Below are 15,138 nucleotides of genomic sequence, written 5' to 3'. Positions count from 1 at the left end.
GGCATCAACCTACGAAGGGATTTCGCCGTGCGCTGGCTCAGGATTGCCATAGGTTTCACTGTCACGTTGCTGACATTGCTCTGCATGCTCCCGGCCCAGGCGGCCGTGCAAGGCAGTGGTTGGGCGATATTGCTCGACGAACAGGGCGACCTGCAGCTGAGCGATATCCGTTCCGCTCGCTACACCAACCAATTCAGCCCCACCGAACTCGAACGCCTCACCGCGGCCGAGCCCGGCGGTGCGCTCTGGCTGCGCTTCAGGCTTTCACCTGGCAAGCACGAGCAATTACTGCGGGTGTTTGCACCCGACCTGTCGCACCTCAATCTGTATGTGCTGGACGGCGACAAGCTGATCGATCAGTTGAACACCGGCACCGAACAGCCTCAGGGTGAACGGCCATTACCCAACAGCGACTTCATGTTGCCGTTGCCGCAAAGCGACAAGACCCTCGATGTTTACCTGCGCCTGGTTTCCGAACACCAGATGCGGCCCTACATCACCCTGCAATCAGCAATCATGACCGCGGCCAATCAGAGCCAGACGTTGATCTATGGCCTGCTGTTCGGCTGCATCGGCATGCTGGTCCTGCACAACCTGATTCGATACGCCTACACCCGGTCGCGCAGCAGCCTGTGGCTGGCGGGTTGTGAAGCGTTGTTGATGCTCAGCCTGGCGCTGTTGCTGAACCTTGCGGGACCGTGGTTACCGGACTGGCACTCAGTGCAGACGCCGGGCGCCTACCTCGCCTTGCTGCTCACCGCACCGTGCGGGCTGATGCTTGCCTACCGTTTCTTCGCCCCGCTCGGCCCGCACCCGCTGAACAAACTGCTGCTCGGCGAAATCCTGCTCATCACCGTCTGCGGCCTGTTGCTGCTGTTCGTCAATACGCTGCCACTGAACATCATCACCTACACGCTGGTCGCCCTGGCGGGCCTGACGATGTTGTTCGTCAGTGCCTGGCATTGGCAGAAAGGCTATCGCCCGGCGCGGTTTTTCGTGGCCGCCATGGTGGTATTCAACGCCGGTACGCTGATCATCCTGCCGGCCCTGCTGGGGCTGACGCTGATTGAACCGCAAGGCCTGATCATCGCCCTGCTGGTATTCATCTGCATCAGCGGCCTGTTGATGAGCATTGCCCTGAGTGAACGGCAACGCAGCATCACCGAAGACCGCTTCAGTGTCAGCCGCGACCTCGCTGCCAGCAACGCGGAAATCAACGCCAAGGCCGAATTCCTGGCGAAGATCAGCCACGAAATCCGCACGCCGATGAATGGCGTGCTGGGCATGACCGAGCTGCTGCTGGGCACGCCTCTGTCGGTCAAGCAGCGCGACTACGTGCAAACCATCCACAGTGCCGGCAACGAACTGCTGACCCTGATCAACGAGATTCTCGACATCTCCAAACTCGAATCCGGGCAGATCGAGCTGGACGATGTACAGTTCGATCTCAATGCGCTGATCGAAGATTGCCTGAGCATCTTCCGCGCCAAGGCAGAACAGCAGAACGTCGAGCTGATCAGCTTTATCCAGCCGCAAGTACCGCGGGTCATCAGCGGTGACCCGACGCGCCTGCGCCAGACCTTGCTGAGCCTGCTGGAAAACGCCCTGAAGAAAACCGACGAAGGCGAGATCCTGATCGTCGTCGCCCTCGACGAGCGCAGCGCCAAACCACGCCTGCGCATTGCCGTGCAGGACAGCGGCGAGCCGATGGACGCCGAAGAACGCGACGCGCTGATGCACGCCGAACTGCACAGCAAGAACTTCCTCTCGGCCACCCGACTGGGCGGCAACCTCGGACTGGTGATTGCCCGCCAGTTGATTCGCTTGATGCAAGGCGAATTCGGCGTCAAGAGCGGCGCCAACCAGGGCAGTACCTTGTGGCTGACCCTGCCCCTCGACCCTGACCGCCTCGAACATCCGACCTCCGATCTCGATGGCCCGCTGCAGGGTGCACGTGTGCTGGTGGTGGACGACAACGACACCTGCCGCAAAGTGCTGGTGCAACAATGCAGCGCCTGGGGTCTGAATGTCAGCGCTGTTCCGTCCGGCAAGGAAGCATTGGCCCTGCTGCGTACCAAGGCTCACCTGCGCGATTACTTCGACGTGGTCCTGCTCGACCAGAACATGCCCGGCATGACCGGCATGCAACTGGCGGCCAAGATCAAGGAAGACCCGAGCCTCAACCACGACATCCTGCTGATCATGCTCACCGGCATCAGCAATGCGCCGAGCAAGATCATCGCGCGCAACTCCGGGATAAAGCGCATCCTCGCCAAACCGGTGGCCGGCTACACCCTCAAGACCACGCTGGCGGATGAACTGAACCAGCGCAACAAGGGCCTCGTCGCTTCGCCACACCTGCCCACAGGCCCGACCCTGCCGGTCAAGGTCCCCAGCGATTTCCGCATTCTGGTCGCCGAAGACAACAGCATTTCGACCAAGGTCATTCGCGGCATGCTGGGCAAACTCAACCTGCAACCGGACACCGCCAGCAATGGCGAAGAGGCCTTGCAGGCGATGAAGGCCCAGCGTTACGACCTGGTATTGATGGACTGCGAAATGCCGATTCTCGATGGTTTCTCGGCCACCCAGCAATTGCGCGCCTGGGAAGTGGGCAACCAGCGGGTTCGCACGCCTGTCGTAGCGTTGACCGCGCATATCCTCGCCGAGCATAAAGAGCGTGCGCGCCAGGCGGGCATGGACGGGCATATGGCCAAACCGGTCGAGCTGTCGCAGTTGCGCGAACTGATCGAGCATTGGGTCGCCCAGCGCGATCAGCAGAACCGCGCGACGGCTCAAACGTCCTGAGCCGACAGACCCGGCGACGCCTGATAGACTCCCCCACGACTTCCCTCGCCAGTGAGCTTGCCCCATGCTCCATGTGTTGTTCAGCGTTTACCTGAAGATGCTGGTGCTCTACAGCCCGTTCTTCGTGTTGTCCTGCTTCATCAGCCTGACCCGCGGTTATTCACGCAAGGAACAACGGCGGCTGGCGTGGAAAGTGGCGACGGCCACGCTGGTATCCAGCGTCTTGCTGTACCTGTTCGGCCGGGTCATTTTCAACGTGTTCGGCATCACCGTGGACGCGTTCCGCATCGGCGCCGGCAGCGTACTGTTCATCTCGGCGCTCGGCATGGCGCAAGGCAAGTCAGCGGTCCAGACCGACAACGTGCAGCAGGACGTCACCATCGTGCCGCTGACCATCCCTTTGACAGTCGGCCCCGGCACCATCGGTGCATTGCTGGTGATGGGTGTGAGCCAGCCGCACTGGGACGACAAACTCACCGCCATCCTCAGCATCGCCCTGGCCAGTTTCACGGTGGGTGTGGTGCTTTATCTGTCGAACCGCATCGAGCGAATTCTTGGTGACCAGGGCTTGCAGATTGTCAGCCGGTTGATGGGGTTGTTTGTGTGCGCGTTGGCGGCGCAGATCATTTTCACGGGAGTTAAAGGGTATCTCGTGCCTTAGTTGCGCAAGAGACTGGAAGCCAGAGGCCAATACCTCTGGCACACGCCCATTTAAACCGGCGAGTATTCCATAAAAATCGCTTCTCGAAGACCGTCGAGGAACTTGATGATTTTAGCCTCTTGCCTAAAGTCTTCCTCGTGAATGGCAAAGTGTGCCTTACCTTGATAGATCTCAAGGTTAGAGCTGTCCCATTCGACAAAAAGAACCTTAGTGGTTTGGGCCGATGCATTACAGTTCACCGTACCCACAATCATTGTGACTTCTTCGTCTTTATCTTGCTTGCAAACAGAAACACCAAAGTTGATGCCCTTCCCATCTGTCGCGTGATGTTCGAACAGTTTGACGGCCTCGGGTTGTTTCTTAAGCGCCTCGATGGTTTTGTCCGCTACGACCTTCATCGCATTCGCGGCAGTCCCGGCCACACCACCTAAGGCAGAATGGACGATATCCAGCGCTACATTATCCATCGTCAACTTCGCAGTGCTGCTCTTGTATTCAGTCATGGCACCGAAATACTCGGTCCAACCCATGGAAAACATCAGCTTTTTGAAGACTTCGTACCGAATGACCTTTTCTTTTTCACCCGGATGCAAGATCTTTGAAGTGATCGCGGCATAGGCATATGTGTTTTTTACAATACTCTTGTTACGCCTGCTCATCCCATCCAGAAAACCGACGATTGCATCGCCCATGATTGCGGCATTCAACTCATTCCGATCAATCGGCAGCGCCCTTGCCGAGCGAGCCTGAATCTTCGGGCCTGCTAGAGCCAGCTTTGCCTGGCATTGTTCAAAACACTGATCGAAATACGCATTTGCTTCCAAGTCATTCATCTTAAAATCCTTTTAATGTAAATAATGCGACAGCTCCAATTAGCTCTCAACTAAAACTTATCGCATCAAAAAAACAACTTCAACAACTAAAAGACCAAACCAAATACGCATGTGCAACAGTTTATTAACAACAATAGAAAAATTGAAAAGATGACTAGATACACACCCAAGTAAATAATTCTCTTACAGAATGGTGGTTACATAGAACACGTAAAAAACAGAAGCAATAACGCCGATTTGATTGAGTACGCATCCTATGGGGAACGTGTTCCCCATAGGATTCCGTGAAGCCCTCTTTATCAATAACGCATAATCTCAGGAGACGGGTTTCTCTCCATACCAGCGAGGGGTGTAGACCCAGTCACCGCCATCCTGCCGCTTGAATACGCAAGTAGTAGAGGATCCCACCAGGACCATGGTGCGCATATCTACCTGGTCCGGGGTCAATTGTCCGAGAGTTGTCACTCGCAACGTCTGACCCGGGCGGCCGATGTCACGTCCCAAAACGACTGGCGTTTCAGGCGTACGGTGCCGAGCGACGATTTCCAACGCTCGGCCCAGTTGCCAGGGACGGGAGCGTGAGATCGGGTTGTAGAACGCCAGGGCAAGGTCAGCCTGCGACGCCAGATCGAGGCGCTTCTCGATGATGTCCCAAGGCTTGAGGTTGTCCGACAGCGACAACACACAGAAGTCGTGGCCCAGTGGCGCTCCCGCCTGCGCCGCTGTCGCCAGCGACGCAGAGACACCCGGCAAAATCTCCAGATCGACGTTATGCCATGCAGCATCGGCAGACTCGTGCAGTGCTTCGAGCACCGCCGCCGCCATGGCAAAAACGCCCGGATCGCCCGACGAAATCACCACCACCGAACGCCCCTGCGCCGCCAGCTCGAACGCATGACGCGCGCGCTGCATCTCTTCGCGGTTGTCGGTGCAATGCAGCACTTGATCGGCGCGGAACGGGCCGGCCATGCGCACATAGGTTTCGTAGCCGAGCACATCGTTGGCGCGCGCCAACTCGGCCTTCACTGCCGGCACCATCAGTTCGGCAGCGCCGGGGCCAAGGCCGATCACCGCGAGGCGGCCGCGAGGACGGCCAATCGACAGAGGGTCCAATGGTTTCTCGGCAACCGCGATGGCAATGGCGTCGTCGCCAAAGATCGAAACAGGCTGGCCGACGGCGTTACGTGCCAGTTCGCTGACCGCACCCACATCGTCGGCAAAGCGCAGCGGCACGCCCAGTTCAAGGGCTGCTTCACGCAACGTCGGATTGGCCATTTCGCTGTCGGCGGCCAGCAGCAACGCCACGGATTGCACTGCGATTCTGGCCTGATGCAACGTGTCGCGAATCGCCCCCGGCAAGTTCGCCCCGCCGGCACTGACCGCCACCAGCACATTGCGCGGATAGATCAGCAGCTCATGGGTCGCCGGCATTCGCTCGGCATACCCCACATGAACGGCCAGCCGCGCGTGCGGATCTTCAGGCAACTGCGCCTGCGCCAACCACGGCGCTTCGCCTTCGATGCGCACTGTTTCACCGGCCAGCAAATCGGACACAAAGCGCTTGCCCAGTTCCAGGTCGCCGAGGGCATAACCGCTGGGTGGATTAAGCAGGCACGTGCCGAATCGCAACTCACCGCTGGTGGTGATTGCCGCCGCCACGTCCAGTGCAGCCGCGATTTCCCGCGCCAGCACGTTCACGCCGCCCAGGCCGCCCAGCAGCGGCACCACCGCGCTGCCGTCTTCGGCAACGGCCAGTACCGGCGGCTCGGCGCCTTTTTCCAGCAACAACGGCGCCAGTGTGCGGATCACGATACCGGCCGCGCACAGGGCAATGATCGGCGTGTCCTGCTGATAAAGTTCGCGCAGGGTTGCGCCGAACTCGTGATAGACGCGGTCCGCGCCTTCAACCCGTTCGGCCAGACCATGGATCAGGGCGCCGGGGAACAGCTGTTGAATGTTGCGCGCGGTCGCGAGGCTGCCATTGCCGAGGATGACAATCGCCGGAGCTGGACGAGTCATCAGCCTTGCCACCTTTCACCCGGAACGATGATCAGCGAGAAGTACGGTGAGGACATGGGCTCGACCTGATCCAGCGGCACGATTTTCTGATTGGCCATGGTCGCGCGTTCTACGTAAAGCGCGCGCTCCGCCAGACCGAGCTCTTCGAGCACCTGACGGACCTTGGGAAAATTACGCCCCAGCTTCATGATCACCGCCGCGTCGGCATCGGCCAGCCGGCGCTTGAGATCGTCGTGAGGCAATACGCCGGACAACACCGACAAGCTCTGATTGCGGTACACCAGCGGCGCGCCGAGTACCGAAGCGCCGCCGAGCATCGAGCAGACGCCAGGCACGACTTCGGCCTCATAACGTTCTGCCAGACGATCGTGCAGGTACATGTAGGAGCCGTAGAAGAACGGGTCACCTTCGCAGATCACCGCAACGTCACGTCCGGCATCGAGATGAGCGGCGAGTTCTTCGCCGGCCGCATCGTAGAAATCACTGATCACCTGCTCATAGGACAGCGGCGCCGGCAAGGCTTCGGTCGTCACTGGATACACCAGCGGCAGCAAGGTTTGGGCGTCCTGCAAATGCGCTTCGATGATGCCGAAGGCGTTGCCCTTTTTGCCCTTGGCGACGAAGTACGCCACCACCGGCGATTCACGCAGCAGGCGCAGGGCCTTGACGGTAATCAGTTCCGGATCACCGGGGCCGACGCCAAGGCCGATCAAACGTCCAGGTTGCTGCATCATTCGATCTCCGTGGCGAGGGCATTGACGGCGGCGGCGGCCATGGCGCTACCGCCCAGCCGGCCTTGCATGATGACAAACGGCACGCCACGGCTGTCCGCCGCGAGCGCTGCCTTGGATTCGGCGGCGCCGACGAAGCCCACCGGGAAGCCGAGAATCAGCGCCGGTTTCGGCGCGCCGGCATCGAGCATTTCCAGCAGGTAATACAAGGCGGTCGGCGCATTGCCGATCACCACGACGCTGCCCTCCAGGTGCGGACGCCACAGCTCCAGCGCGGCGGCGGAACGGGTATTGCCCAACTCGCGAGCCAGCTCCGGAACGCTTTCATCGCGCAGGGTACAGATCACTTCGTTGTTGGCCGGCAAGCGTGTGCGGGTCACGCCTTCAGACACCATCCGCGCATCACACAGAATCGGCGCACCGGCGGCCAGCGCATCGCGCCCGGCCTTGCCCGCGCCTTCAGAGAATTGCAGACCGTCAATCGCATCGACCATGCCGCAGGCGTGAATCACCCGCACTGCGAGTTTTTCCAGATCGGCCGGGATTCGTTCGAGGTTGGCCTCGGCGCGAATGATCGCGAAGGAGTTGCGATAGATCTCCTGACCGTCGCGGATGTAATCAAGCATCAAAGGGGCTCCGTGAGCGGGCGTCGAGCAAGGCTGCGACCGCTTCAATAGTAAGGTTGCATGCGTGCAGGGCGCCGAAACCCGGCTGCCCCGCTTCGCGAAAATAGAGGTCGTAATGACCGGGGCCGACAGCCAGTAAAGTGACTGGCGCGACATGCGCGGCGGCGCAGGAACGCGAGCAGCCGGACAAATGCACGTTCATTACCTGGCCATGACGCTGCAACAGCGCGGCCAGTTGCAGAGCGTCGCCCTTGGTGTCGGCCAGGCCTTTGCCGCAGCCACTGGAACCGGTGCAGGCGATCAATCGTGACAAGGGCTGATCGGCGTCGCACAGCAGGCCCAACCGATGCAGGCGTCGGATGACTTCATCGGCGTTTTCATGGCGAATGTTCGGCAACAGCAGGCTTTGCCACGGAGTGAACCGCAACGTCGCATCGCCATATTCCTGCGCCAGCTGAGCAACGCCCCGGAGCATCGCGCAATCGAGCCGCCCCAGCGGCGGTACGGCGCCGATATAGACAAACCCGGCTTGCGTCTGCAGATGGGCGCCAATGTGCAGCGCGTTTGAAGTCACTGAACGCTGCCAGTCTGCAACGGACTTGAACGGCACACGCTCGGCCAGCCGGGCGAGGAACCCGGAGGTCGTCATTTCGCTCAGCAACTGGCGCATTCGCGTTTGATCGGGCTGCGCCAGTTCCAGGAACAACTCAAGCACGGCGACCACAAGTCCATGCCCATCTTCCAGCGGCACCGAACCCGCCGGCCTGTCGGAGGGACACCCGGCCAAACCGAAAGCCAACCACCGCTCGCCTTCTCGCTCGACACCGGACAACCACAGATCATGGGGATGCTCGAGCATCGCCAAGCCTTCACCGCCATCAAGCTGCACGGCGAATTTGGCGCTGAGGTTGTGGAAGGGCTCGTGCTCTTGCAGGGTCGCGAGGATCTGCCGAGCCAGGTCACGGGTGTCGAACAGCATCTGCCGGTCGATGCCTGCGCTCGGGCTCAACATCAGATTGCGTACATCGTCGCCCGCCGCATTCGTAGGGCCGAGATCCGCGGCGAGCAGACTTTCAATCAGCGCAGCCTGCTCATGTGCAATGCCACGAATCTGCAGGTTGGCCCGGTTGGTCGCCTCGATCACCGAACTGCCGTAACGCTGTGCGCCATCGGCAATAGCGCGGGCCTGCGCAGCACTTACCACGCCACCGGCGAGTTTTATCCGGCAGATGCCTCCATCCCTGGCCTGGACGATACGCAGCAGCCCCGGACAAGCCGAGGGGCGTAAAGCGATGGGCGCAGAGTGTTTGTTCAAAGGGACGACCGGATCAAGAGTGGAAGCGCCTCCGGATGGAAGCGAGCGGTATTATGCCTGCTTTGCCGTACGGCATCCTAAGACCGCGTGTCGCAAACGCTTCCTCCCTCAATCAAGTCGCGGTCGCCCTCACAGATGCTCGGAGTAAAACTCGAATATCGCGTCAGCGACAATGTCGAGGCGGTCATTCAGCGTTGGGCGGACCTCTTCAAACCTCGCTCTGTTCAGAGTGAATGGAACCGCGCGATGCGTGAGCGTGACGTTGCTCTCCTTCCAGTCCCAGAACAGAAAATCCTCGCGCTGGACTCGCGCCCTCAACGAGTAATCATTCAAACCCAATGACAATCGCCCTTGGCTGTCATATTGAGCGGGTGCGATCGCAAACTCCTTGCCACGCAGGCTTCCTTTGGACAATGACCAAAGGGCAGATGTATTTGCCAAGAGTGCGCCAAACATATCGCTTGTCACTTTTGCCATTTGACTGTTAACACCAGAAATCACATTCAAATAAGCCTGACTTAGTTGCCCGGAAAATTGCCTGTAATATTCCTCGACGACTCTTTCCTTTTCGTACTCCCAGCCCATCGACCACAGTGTGATGGCAAACAGGGAAAACCAACCCTGCGGATCCGTTTGACGATCACGCTCCTGACTCGCAAACCACTGCGCATATCGCACGCTGGCATTGACGTCCCGTTTGTCCTGACGAGACATGCCCCTTGCCGTGCTGATCAGATTGCCGCCCAACAACGATCCGGCAGCCCCGGGCGAGTTCAGCGTGGCAATACTCTGAACAGCCTTTGTCTTCTTTACCGGAAAGTCACGTTCGAACGCTTCCGAATATGCCATCAAGCCCAGGCATCCTGCTTTCTTGAAATCCATAGTTAATTCCTTTTAAACCATTAAACAGTCATATAAGAAAGTTCAGGCTATACAACTTGCAAACCACCATCCAGCGCCTGAAACGACCAACTTAAAACATTCCATTACTCGCATTCACTGCCGACGCGTATCATGTGCCGCTTTATGCAGATGAACAGAGCACACACATGGCACGCTGGCTGACCGTGACAGGCATTGGTGAGGATGGCTTCAAAGGCCTGGGCAGGAATGCCCGGCATGCGTTGCTGGCCGCGTCGAAGATCTTCGGCAGCCAGCGACAACTGGACCTGCTCCCGGCGTGTATCCGTGGTGAACGCCGATTGTGGCCGAGTCCATTCTCCCTCGATGCGTTGCTGGCCCTGCGTGGCGAACCGGTCTGCGTACTCGCCAGCGGCGACCCGATGTTCTTCGGCGTCGGCGCCAGCCTCGCCCGGCAACTGCCCAGCGCTGAAATGCTGATCCTGCCGGCGCCCTCCTCCTGCTCGCTGGCCGCCGCGCGAATGGGCTGGCCATTGCAGGACGTGGTCACGCTGTCGATCGTCGCCCGCCCGATCGCGGCGCTCAACGCGCAATTGTTCAGCGGTGTTCGCCTGCTGGTGCTCAGCAACGATGGTCAAAGCCCGGCGGCGATGGCGGCGTTGTTGCGCGAGCGCGGATTCGGGCCGAGTCGTCTGACCGTGCTGGAACATCTGGGCGGTGAGGCCGAACGGCGCATCGACGGCGTCGCCAGCGACTGGGCCGAGCCCCTGATCGCCGATCTGAATCTGGTCGCCATCGAATGCATCGCCGAACCCGATGCGCCGCGCCTGTCGCGACTGGCCGGGCTTCCGGACTCGGCGTTCAGGCACGACGGCCAACTGACCAAACGCGATGTGCGCGCAATCACCCTCGCCCGCCTCGCCCCGGTGCCCGGTGAACTGCTGTGGGACGTCGGTGCCGGCAGCGGCTCGATCGGTATCGAATGGATGCGTGCCCACCCGAGTTGCCGGGCGCTGGCCATCGAAGCCGATGAAGGACGGCAATTGTTGATCGAGCAAAACCGCGACGCGCTTGGCGTACCCGGTCTGCAACTGATCCGCGGCAAGGCGCCGCAAGCCCTCGCCGGACTCGAGCGCCCGGATGCGATTTTCATTGGTGGCGGGGTCACCCGCGAGGGCGTGCTGGACACCTGCTGGGCACAGCTGAAACCCGGTGGTCGCCTGATCGCCAACGCCGTCACGCTGCAAAGTGAAATGTCCCTGATGGCCTGGCGCGAGCAGCACGGCGGCGAACTGACACGCATCCATATCGCCCAGGCGCAGCCGCTGGGCGACTTCGACACCTGGCGCCAGGCGCTGCCGATTACCTTGCTGGACGTGGTCAAACCTTTCGATGCGTGACGAAACCGCCGAACAACCCGCACCGCTGCGCAGCGGCCTCACGACGGGGAGTTGCGCCACCGCGACCAGCCTCGCGGCCGCTCGCTTGCTGCTCGGCGGCGAGCCCGCGGACGCCGTGGACATCGTCCTGCCCAAAGGCAAGCAGGTGCAGATGCGGCTGGAATTCTGTCGGCTCCTGGATGACGGCGCCGAGGCCGGCACGATCAAGGATGCCGGCGACGATCCGGACGTGACCCACGGTGCGCTGCTGTTTTCCCAAGTGCGATTGAACGCCGAACCGGGCATTCGTTTCAGTGCCGGCCGGGGTGTGGGAACAGTCACCCGGCCAGGACTGGTGCTGGCTGTCGGCGAACCGGCGATCAACCCGGTACCGCGCAAAATGATCACCGACCACCTGACCCTGCTCGCAGAGGAACACGGCTATCACGGCGGTTTCGAGGTCACGGTCAACGTCGAGGGCGGCGAGGCGCTGGCGTTGAAAACCATGAATCCACGGTTGGGCATTCTCGGTGGCTTGTCGATCCTGGGCACCAGCGGCATCGTCCGGCCGTTTTCCTGTGCGGCTTACATTGCCTCGATTCATCAGGGCATCGATGTAGCGAAAACCAATGGTTACCTGCACATCGCTGCGTGCACCGGCAACGCCAGCGAAGACACCATGCGCCGCGTCTACGACTTGCCTGAAATCGCCCTGATCGAGATGGGCGATTTCGTCGGCGCCGTCCTCAAGCACCTGCGCAAAGTGCCTGTGGATAAACTCAGCCTGTGCGGCGGCTTCGGCAAGATCAGCAAACTGGCTGCCGGGCACATGGATCTGCACAGTCGGCATTCGAGCATCGACCTGCCGCAACTGGCCGAATGGGCCGCGGCGATCGGCGCGGATCAAGCGCTGCAGCAGTCGATCCGCGAAGCCAACACCAGTCAGCAAGCACTGGCGATGGCCAGCGCCGCCGGCATCGCACTTGGCGATGCGGTGTGCGGGCACGCGCTGGCGTTTGCGCGCAGTGTGGTGCCGGCGCAGGTTCAGGTTGAAGTGTTTGCCATCGATCGCCAGGGCGGAATCGTCGGCCATGCGGGAGCTTTTCAATGAAGCGCATCTTGCTGCTCGGCGGCGTGACGGAAGCACTGGCGATCGCCCGTACGCTTGGGCCGGAGCACATTTACAGCCTGGCCGGCATCGGTCGAGTGCCGACCGATCTGAATTGCCAGGTCCGCGTCGGCGGCTATGGCGGTGCTGACGGCCTGGCGCAATTCATCCGCGATGAAGGGATTGATCTGCTGCTGGACGCGACTCATCCCTATGCCGCGCAAATCAGCCAGAACGCTGCGACTGCCGCGCAACTGGCCGGCATTCCCTGCTGGGCACTCAGGCGTCCGGCCTGGCAGCCGCAAGCCGGAGACGACTGGCGCGAAGTCAGCGACTGGGCCGGGTTGATCGACGCGCTGAAACCGTTCCGGCGCCCCCTGTTCACCCTCGGCCGTGAACCCTTGCAACACCTGCATGAAATCCCGCCGGAGCAATTCTGGACATTGCGTGCACTGGATGTTTATCCGGGCAACGAACGCTGCGAAGTGATAGGCGCACGTGGGCCATTTCTGATCGAGGATGAGCGTGAGCTGTTCAAGCGTCGCAAGATTGATGTGCTGATCAGCAAGAACAGCGGCAGCACCGCCACCGAGCCGAAACTGGACGTGGCGCGGGAGCGGGGGGTGCCGGTGCTGGTGTTGAAGCGGCCGGTGTTGGCGGGGGTGGATCGGGAGTTTGAGAGTGTGGACGACCTGCTGATTGCCTTATCTGTGTCGGACGTTTCCTGAAACCTGCAGAGCCTTGTGACTTTGCCCGCAACATTTCAGGAAGGAGCCGACTGTTCCTGTCATAGCTCCAATCCTATATTCCCATTCCCCCAGATGGCGCAAAACATCGGTAATGAGGAGTAGATCATGGCGGAACAATTCACCCGTTTCGATGCCGCCGAATTTCTCAAATCACCAGAGGAAATGGCCGCTTATCTGGATGCTTGCTTTGAAGAAGATGCCGGCGATGGAGTTCCGATACGCGCGGCACTCAACGATATCGCCAGAGCACAGGGCATGACACAGGTTGCACGTGATGCAGGCCTTGGTCATGAGAGCTTGTACAAAGCACTGAGCAGCACTGGCAATCCGGAATTCGCGACTATCATGAAGTTATGAAAGCCTTGGGTCTGCGTCTGCATGCCACTGCGATCTGAAATGCGCTGCGACACCAAACCGCACGCCGCGTTTTTACTTATCGGCACTGATCAGGCTAAATAGCCGCGCCTGATCGCCCACCCAACTGGATCTGTCCCCATGTCCCGACAACGGCTCGCAATTGCCTGGATCGCCTGCTTCGCAGTGCTGTTCAACATGCTCGCCATGCCGATGACCGGAGCGATGGCGCAGACGGCGCAGTCGCCGGCCGAACAGGTGTTGTGGGGCAGCTTCTGCTCGTCCACTGGCACGAAGATGGTGGCGATTTCCCTGGGGACGCTTGAACAGAAAGCACCGCAGAGCGACGATCATTCCAACATGCAGCATTGCTGGTGCTGTTCCGGTTCTGCGCCGCTGGTGGCATTGCCCGGGCATGTGCCGCAGTTGTACTTCGCGCGTTTCGATGCCCATCGAAGCCTGCCCGCAGACGCTCTCGACACCCCCACTCCACGCCAGCAATGGCCGAGTCTCAACCCCCGCGCTTCCCCTCTGGTGTGATTCCTTCTCGCAATTGACCTGCGTACTGAATCGTTCCGGAGAACTGCCATGTTGAACAAACTCATCGTTCTGGCTGCATTGTTGCTGCCTGCCTGCTTTGCCAATGCCCATGAATACAAGGCTGGCGCATTGGAGATCGCTCATCCGTGGTCGCAAGAGCTACCGCCTAACGCGCCGACGGTCGCCGCCTATTTCGTGATTCACAACAGCGGTAACACCGCCGACAAGCTGCTCAGCGTCGACTCGCCGATTGCAGGCATTGCCCAATTGCATGAGCACGTGATGCAGAACGACCTGATGAAAATGCAGGAAGTCCCGAGCGTCGGGATTCCAGCCGGTGGCGACGTCACGTTTGCACCGATGGCGTATCACGTCATGCTGCTGGAACTGAAAGACCGCAGCCTGCTGAGCGACGGCAAGCGCTTCCCGCTGACGATGCATTTCGAGAAATCCGGTGATGTGACCGTCGAGGTCACGGTGCAGAAAAAAGCGCCGGACGGCGTGCAAGTGCACGCGCACGCTCAGTAATCATCAGAGCTGAATACGTCCATGCGCCCGCTTAGCGCCAGGTCATCCGCCTCCCGCCGTCAGCCCTTGAGCCTGACCCGCGGCAGCTGGATCAGCCTGTTCGCCATGTTGATGATCTTCATCGGCCCGCTGATTTCTCAGTCGATGCCGATGGATCAGCGCGCCTCGGCTCTGATGGAAGCATCCATGAACATGTCGATGGACATGAGCATGGACATGCCGGCAATGGAGCACGGCGACCACGGTGCGCAAGCCGCCGCCGAGCACTGCCTGCCCACGACACCCCATCACGCCATCTGGGAAAAATGCGGCTATTGCAGCCTGCTGTTCAACTGCCCGGCGCTGACCGGCGGCCAGTCTTTCGTCGCATTCGACGCCCCCAAAACAAGCACCTTCAGCACTCCTGCCACACGCCTGGGCCACGCCCGGCAAACCTTCTTCCCTGGTGCCCGCACTCGCGCACCACCCATCGTCGCGTAAACACCTACCCGATCTCACACGGTCCGCTAGACAGCAGAAGCAACCTGTGGGAGCGAGCCTCTGTGGCGAGGGGACTTGTCCCCGTTGGGTCGCGAAGCGGCCCCAGTCTCTGAATACGAGCTGTATCTGACACACCGAGAATTCAG

At 60.3% G+C, this 15,138-nt stretch carries 14 protein-coding genes and 1 pseudogene; 9 read left to right on the top strand and 6 right to left on the bottom strand.

From position 1 onward, the window contains the following. Positions 1-27: 27 nt before the first annotated feature. Positions 28-2,808: a hybrid sensor histidine kinase/response regulator gene (locus J2Y86_RS20995; RefSeq protein WP_253435787.1), complete on the top strand. Its 2,781-nt coding sequence runs from the start codon at positions 28-30 to the stop codon at positions 2,806-2,808. A 64-nt stretch (positions 2,809-2,872) separates the two neighbouring features. Next, a complete protein-coding gene (locus J2Y86_RS20990; protein ID WP_017336334.1) occupies positions 2,873-3,469 on the top strand; it encodes a MarC family protein in 597 nt (198 codons plus the stop codon). A 50-nt stretch (positions 3,470-3,519) separates the two neighbouring features. Here the strand turns inward: J2Y86_RS20990 and J2Y86_RS20985 are convergent, their stop codons facing one another. The 6 genes from J2Y86_RS20985 to J2Y86_RS20960 form a co-directional block, all read right to left on the bottom strand. Beyond that, positions 3,520-4,302, bottom strand: coding sequence for a hypothetical protein (locus J2Y86_RS20985; protein WP_253435784.1), 783 nt, complete (start codon positions 4,300-4,302; stop codon positions 3,520-3,522). A gap of 315 nt (positions 4,303-4,617) precedes the next feature. Beyond that, the gene (cobJ, locus tag J2Y86_RS20980; RefSeq protein WP_253435781.1) at positions 4,618-6,321 is read right to left on the bottom strand and encodes a precorrin-3B C(17)-methyltransferase; all 1,704 of its coding nucleotides are present in this window, start codon (positions 6,319-6,321) and stop codon (positions 4,618-4,620) included. Next, positions 6,321-7,052, bottom strand: coding sequence for a precorrin-2 C(20)-methyltransferase (locus tag J2Y86_RS20975; protein ID WP_017336332.1), 732 nt, complete (start codon positions 7,050-7,052; stop codon positions 6,321-6,323). The genes cobJ and J2Y86_RS20975 overlap by 1 nt, the downstream gene beginning before the upstream one ends. Next, positions 7,052-7,678, bottom strand: a complete 627-nt coding sequence (locus tag J2Y86_RS20970) for a precorrin-8X methylmutase (protein ID WP_253435778.1) — start codon at positions 7,676-7,678, stop codon at positions 7,052-7,054. Before J2Y86_RS20970 ends, J2Y86_RS20975 begins: the two co-directional genes overlap by 1 nt. After that, positions 7,671-8,993 (bottom strand): precorrin-3B synthase, encoded by a 1,323-nt coding sequence (gene cobG, locus J2Y86_RS20965; protein ID WP_253435776.1) that lies wholly within the window; start codon positions 8,991-8,993, stop codon positions 7,671-7,673. The genes J2Y86_RS20970 and cobG overlap by 8 nt, the downstream gene beginning before the upstream one ends. Positions 8,994-9,122: 129 nt before the next feature. Continuing rightward, positions 9,123-9,875 carry a hypothetical protein gene (locus tag J2Y86_RS20960; RefSeq protein ID WP_253435773.1) on the bottom strand — a complete coding sequence of 251 codons (753 nt, stop codon included), beginning with the start codon at positions 9,873-9,875 and terminating at the stop codon, positions 9,123-9,125. 167 nt (positions 9,876-10,042) lie between these two features. Between J2Y86_RS20960 and cbiE the strand changes: the two genes are divergently transcribed. From cbiE to J2Y86_RS20925, 7 genes and pseudogenes are all read left to right on the top strand, one after another. Continuing rightward, entirely contained in the window at positions 10,043-11,254 is a 1,212-nt protein-coding gene (cbiE, locus tag J2Y86_RS20955) for a precorrin-6y C5,15-methyltransferase (decarboxylating) subunit CbiE (protein WP_253435769.1), read from the top strand. Next, on the top strand, positions 11,247-12,344 hold the full coding sequence (locus J2Y86_RS20950) for a cobalt-precorrin-5B (C(1))-methyltransferase (RefSeq protein ID WP_253435766.1): 1,098 nt from the start codon (positions 11,247-11,249) through the stop codon (positions 12,342-12,344). Before cbiE ends, J2Y86_RS20950 begins: the two co-directional genes overlap by 8 nt. Next, complete coding sequence (locus J2Y86_RS20945) at positions 12,341-13,069, top strand: cobalt-precorrin-6A reductase (protein WP_253435763.1); 729 nt, start codon at positions 12,341-12,343, stop codon at positions 13,067-13,069. The genes J2Y86_RS20950 and J2Y86_RS20945 overlap by 4 nt, the downstream gene beginning before the upstream one ends. 126 nt (positions 13,070-13,195) lie before the next feature. Continuing rightward, positions 13,196-13,485 (top strand): annotated as a pseudogene (locus J2Y86_RS20940) (addiction module antidote protein). A gap of 100 nt (positions 13,486-13,585) precedes the next feature. Further along, on the top strand, positions 13,586-13,984 hold the full coding sequence (locus J2Y86_RS20935) for a DUF2946 domain-containing protein (protein ID WP_253435759.1): 399 nt from the start codon (positions 13,586-13,588) through the stop codon (positions 13,982-13,984). Between the two features lie 48 nt (positions 13,985-14,032). Then, positions 14,033-14,512, top strand: coding sequence for a copper chaperone PCu(A)C (locus tag J2Y86_RS20930; RefSeq protein ID WP_253435756.1), 480 nt, complete (start codon positions 14,033-14,035; stop codon positions 14,510-14,512). A 21-nt stretch (positions 14,513-14,533) separates the two neighbouring features. After that, complete coding sequence (locus tag J2Y86_RS20925) at positions 14,534-14,992, top strand: DUF2946 domain-containing protein (RefSeq protein WP_253435752.1); 459 nt, start codon at positions 14,534-14,536, stop codon at positions 14,990-14,992. The last annotated feature ends 146 nt before the right edge of the window (positions 14,993-15,138 follow it).

The sequence above is a fragment of the Pseudomonas migulae genome (genome assembly GCF_024169315.1).
GTDB classification, from domain to species: domain Bacteria; phylum Pseudomonadota; class Gammaproteobacteria; order Pseudomonadales; family Pseudomonadaceae; genus Aquipseudomonas; species Aquipseudomonas migulae_B.
This window is presented reverse-complemented; position numbering and strand designations above follow the sequence as displayed.

What these genes read in the sequence shown, in the direction of transcription:
- J2Y86_RS20990 (WP_017336334.1), top strand. Translation starts at nt 2,873, where the DNA reads ATGCTCCATGTGTTGTTCAGCGTTTACCTGAAGATGCTGGTGCTCTAC.
- J2Y86_RS20985 (WP_253435784.1), bottom strand. Translation starts at nt 4,302, where the DNA reads ATGAATGACTTGGAAGCAAATGCGTATTTCGATCAGTGTTTTGAACAA.
- cobJ (WP_253435781.1), bottom strand. Translation starts at nt 6,321, where the DNA reads ATGACTCGTCCAGCTCCGGCGATTGTCATCCTCGGCAATGGCAGCCTC.
- J2Y86_RS20975 (WP_017336332.1), bottom strand. Translation starts at nt 7,052, where the DNA reads ATGCAGCAACCTGGACGTTTGATCGGCCTTGGCGTCGGCCCCGGTGAT.
- J2Y86_RS20970 (WP_253435778.1), bottom strand. Translation starts at nt 7,678, where the DNA reads ATGCTTGATTACATCCGCGACGGTCAGGAGATCTATCGCAACTCCTTC.
- J2Y86_RS20960 (WP_253435773.1), bottom strand. Translation starts at nt 9,875, where the DNA reads ATGGATTTCAAGAAAGCAGGATGCCTGGGCTTGATGGCATATTCGGAA.
- cbiE (WP_253435769.1), top strand. Translation starts at nt 10,043, where the DNA reads ATGGCACGCTGGCTGACCGTGACAGGCATTGGTGAGGATGGCTTCAAA.
- J2Y86_RS20950 (WP_253435766.1), top strand. Translation starts at nt 11,247, where the DNA reads ATGCGTGACGAAACCGCCGAACAACCCGCACCGCTGCGCAGCGGCCTC.
- J2Y86_RS20945 (WP_253435763.1), top strand. Translation starts at nt 12,341, where the DNA reads ATGAAGCGCATCTTGCTGCTCGGCGGCGTGACGGAAGCACTGGCGATC.
- J2Y86_RS20935 (WP_253435759.1), top strand. Translation starts at nt 13,586, where the DNA reads ATGTCCCGACAACGGCTCGCAATTGCCTGGATCGCCTGCTTCGCAGTG.
- J2Y86_RS20930 (WP_253435756.1), top strand. Translation starts at nt 14,033, where the DNA reads ATGTTGAACAAACTCATCGTTCTGGCTGCATTGTTGCTGCCTGCCTGC.
- J2Y86_RS20925 (WP_253435752.1), top strand. Translation starts at nt 14,534, where the DNA reads ATGCGCCCGCTTAGCGCCAGGTCATCCGCCTCCCGCCGTCAGCCCTTG.